Source organism: Leifsonia sp. HAY1-4F, assembly GCF_056755275.1.
Window position 1 is genome coordinate 1 of sequence record NZ_JBNDHX010000650.1, and the last position, 235, is coordinate 235.

A 235-nucleotide genomic window follows, 5' to 3' on the forward strand; every position below is an offset into this window, starting at 1 on the left:
CTTTACGCCAGCCCGCTTGAGAGCCTTGCAGGCGTTGATTGCCGAGTTCTGATCATCGAAACCACCGAAGCGCGCGCGATAGCCGCCGTCGAAGGCGACCGTATAGGGCTTCGCCGAGCGCAATGCCTTGCCGCCCTTGCTTCTGGCTGCATCGAGGAGATCGCTTGCACCATCCTTGCTGGAAGAAACGCCGATCTGCACAACCCAGCCGGTCGGGTCACGCTCAGCCTTGCTT

The 235-nt window shown here is 61.3% G+C and carries 1 protein-coding gene; it reads right to left on the bottom strand.

Annotated elements, in window-relative coordinates:
• A partial coding sequence (locus ACPYOG_RS20845; protein WP_481295958.1) for an SPOR domain-containing protein occupies positions 1-235 on the bottom strand: 235 nt, incomplete at both ends.